Annotated in this window: 3 protein-coding genes; 1 reads left to right on the forward strand and 2 read right to left on the reverse strand. The window is 56.4% G+C overall.

The genetic code is table 11. From position 1 onward, the window contains the following. Positions 1 to 110 precede the first annotated feature (110 nt). On the reverse strand, positions 111 to 848 hold the full coding sequence (locus tag ACW9IR_RS28980; RefSeq protein WP_038361038.1) for an OmpA family protein: 738 nt from the start codon (positions 846 to 848) through the stop codon (positions 111 to 113). A 117-nt stretch (positions 849 to 965) separates the two neighbouring features. Continuing rightward, complete coding sequence (locus ACW9IR_RS28985) at positions 966 to 1,610, reverse strand: MBL fold metallo-hydrolase (protein WP_150707673.1); 645 nt, start codon at positions 1,608 to 1,610, stop codon at positions 966 to 968. Between the two features lie 207 nt (positions 1,611 to 1,817). Between ACW9IR_RS28985 and ACW9IR_RS28990 the strand changes: the two genes are divergently transcribed. Beyond that, the coding region (locus tag ACW9IR_RS28990; RefSeq protein WP_457466032.1) for a M10 family metallopeptidase at positions 1,818 to 3,580 on the forward strand (1,763 nt) is incomplete at its 3' end.

Consider the following 3,580-nt stretch of genomic DNA (forward strand, 5'->3'; position numbering starts at 1 on the left):
GGGAATGCATTTCAAATGTGGGAGCGAGCTTGCTCGCGAAGGGGCCGGCACAGGCCAGACAAAAAAATGCCCGATCACAGGACCGGGCATTTCTTCATTCAGGCAAGCGCTTACGGATACTGCTGAACCGTACCCGGCTGCTGTTGCTGCTGACCACCATACTGCTGACCCGGAATCGCCTTCAGGTTGACTTCAACGCGACGGTTCTGCGCCCGGCCATTCACGTCACCGTTGCTGGCAATCGGGTTATCCGGACCGGCGCCACGGGCCGACAGGTTGGCACCGCTGACACCTTGCGAAGTCAGGTAGGTCGCCACGCTCTGCGCACGCCGTTGCGACAGGTCCATGTTGTGCTGGCGGCTGCCCGTGCTGTCGGTGTAGCCAACGATTTCGATCTGGTTCTGGCTGAACTCCTTCAACGAGCCCGCGAGGTTGTTCAGCGGCTGATAGAAGCTGGAGGCAATGTTCGCCGAATCGGTAGCGAAGGTGATGTTGCCCGGCATGATCAGCTTGATCTGATCGCCCTGGCGCTGCACTTCAACGCCAGTGTTGGCCATGCTCGCGCGCAGTTTCTTTTCCTGCTGATCGGCGTAGTAACCGTAACCGGCAGCGGACGCCCCCACCACGGCGGCACCAATCAAGGCACCTTTACCGCGGTTGTTGTGGTCGATGGCAGCACCGGCCAGCGCACCGGCCAGAGCACCGAGCCCGCCGTACTTGGCGGTTTTGCTCATGCCTTGCGAGCCACCATCGGCCTGGCCCTGATTGTCATACGGGTTAGGCGAGGCGCAGCCGGACAGCAAGGCCACGGCAGTAGCGACAATAATCAAACGACGCTTGGTGAACATGGAGAGCTCCTGGTTTTTCGCATTCGGTGGTGCAGCGGTCACTGGGTTAATGGACCTGCGCGGGCGTTTGATCGTGACAATGCACAAAAATTCCGCCGGGCACTCGTGACAAAATATTTAGGCGCGCACAAACGGGTTTTCGCGCATCTCGTCACCCAGACGCGTATCCGGCCCATGTCCGGTCACCACGGTCGCGTCCTCGTCCAAGGTGTATAGCCGCTGCTTGATCGAACGCACGATGGTCGCCTGATCGCCGCCCCACAAATCCGTGCGCCCTACGCCGCGACGAAACAACGTGTCGCCGGCTATCAACAGCTTAGCCTCGGAAAACCAAAAGCTCATGGAACCGGGGGTATGTCCCGGCGTATGCAGGGCAACGCCGCAGCCGCAGGCGAGTTCCTCATCGTCGCTCAGCCAGCGATCCGGCGATGGCACCGGAACATATGGCACACCGAACATCTGGCATTGCATTTCGAGGTTATCCCAGAGGAACTGGTCTTCCTTGTGTAAATGCAGGGTCGCCCCGGTTTTTTCCTTCATCTGCCCGGACGCGAGAAAGTGATCGAGATGCGCATGGGTGTGAATGATGCTGACGACTTTCAGGCCATGCGCATCGAGACGCGCCATGATCAGGTCGGGGTTGCCGCCCGGGTCGACGACGATGGCCTTCTTCGTTACAGGGTCGCCGATGATCGTGCAGTTGCACTGAAGCGGGCCGACGGGGAATGTTTCGCGAATCAGCGAGATGCTTTGAACGGTCATTGAAAAATCCCTGGAGTCTGGACGAACGGTCGTGCGTTTTTATCAAGAATTCTACGTCACCACCGATACAGAAGGCCCAGCCGCTTATTTGACGTCATTAAAAAAATATAGTGGCAATATAATGTCAACCGCCATTTTCTCGTGCAAAATTGACATCTGTAGCGGCCACATTCAGGAAGGGCCGCAGCCTACTCTGGAAAAATCCGCATGCCCCGTCCAACTGGTTTCACCGTAAGCAGAACCTCGAACTCTACTGGCAGCATCCAGCTCGACAGCCTGATTTCCGGTTATCAATGGCAAAGCACACAGCCAAACGTGCCCGGGGCAGTGACGGACCTGACTTACAGTTTCATCAAGCCCAACAGCTCCTATTTCGCCACCGCATACAGCTCCACCAATGAATACAATGCTGTTTACTCACTGACCTACGGTCAGCAGATTGGTGTAGCCGACGCGCTGGCTACCTGGAGTGCGGTTGCCAACATCACTTTCACGATGACCAGAGATAACGTCTTGGGTGTCGGTGATCTGCGCTTTGGTGGTTTCTCGCTGATGGACCCCAAGATCGCTGCCTGGGCCTACCTGCCGGATGATACGCCCAAGGGAGGAGACGTCTGGATCGGCCCGGCAACGGATAACCCGATGCCTGTCAAAGGCTCCTACGATTTCCTGACCTTCGTGCATGAGATTGGTCATGCCATCGGTCTCAAGCACCCCTTTGAAGCCAGCCCGGGCAACGGGACCATTCTTGCCCCGGCAATGGACGACGTCCGCTATACGGTCATGAGCTATAACGACTCATATTCCTATCAGCCGACGACACCAATGCTTCTGGATATCATGACCATCCAGAACATGTATGGCGCCAACACCCTGTGGCAATCGGGGAACAATGTTTACCAATGGGCATCGGACCAATCCGTATTCGAGACGATCTGGGACACGGGTGGTTATGATGTAATCGACGCCAGCAATCAGCTCGCTGCGGTACGCATCAACCTCAACGAAGGCCAATTCAGCCAGATAGGCCAGGCGTTCCTGAATCTCGATACGCTGACCGCGTTCAATGAGGGCCTGACAATTGCTTACGGCACTAAAATCGAAACGGCCATTGGCTCTGCATTCAACGACACCCTGATCGGTAACGACCTGAACAACTCGCTGGATGGTGGAGCAGGCGCAGACACCATGGACGGTGGTGCCGGCAATGACACCTACTATGTAGACAACATCAATGATGTCGTTATCGAGCGAGGCACATCCCTGACAGAAATCGACACGGTGAATGCCAGTGTCAGTTTCACCCTGGGCGCAAATATCGAGAACCTCAACTTACTGAACTACGACAACATTAACGGCATCGGCAACGATCACAATAACGTGATTACCGGCAACGCCGGGAATAATATTCTCGACGGCGGCACAGGTGCCGACACCCTGATCGGTGGCGCCGGAAACGACACTTACCTGGTCGATAACTACGGCGATGTCATTGTTGAATCCAGCAACTTTCTCTTTGAGATCGACACCGTTCAGTCCTCGGTCAACTGGGCCCTCGGCGCCAACCTGGAAAATCTCACTCTTATCGGCACCGGCAACATCGCCGGTAACGGCAACGCCCTCAACAACGTGTTGATCGGCAACGATGGCAACAACGAACTCAATGGTCTGGGTGGCCTGGACACCATGATCGGCGGCAAAGGCAACGATGCCTATGTCCTTGACCAGTCGGGCGAACTGGCGCTGGTGCAGGAAAAGGCTAACGAAGGTGTCGACACCCTTTATATCGGCTACGCGGCGACCTTCAGAACCGGCACCATCGACCTTAGCAGCAACCCCCTGCAAAATTTCGAGAACGTCACCCTCAATGGTGCGGGCCAGTTCACCGTCATCGGTAATGACCAGAACAACACACTGCTCGGCAATGCCGATGCCAACACCCTTCAAGGCGGTGCGGGCGACGATATTCT

The sequence above is a fragment of the Pseudomonas sp. SDT291_1_S447 genome (assembly GCF_054070155.1).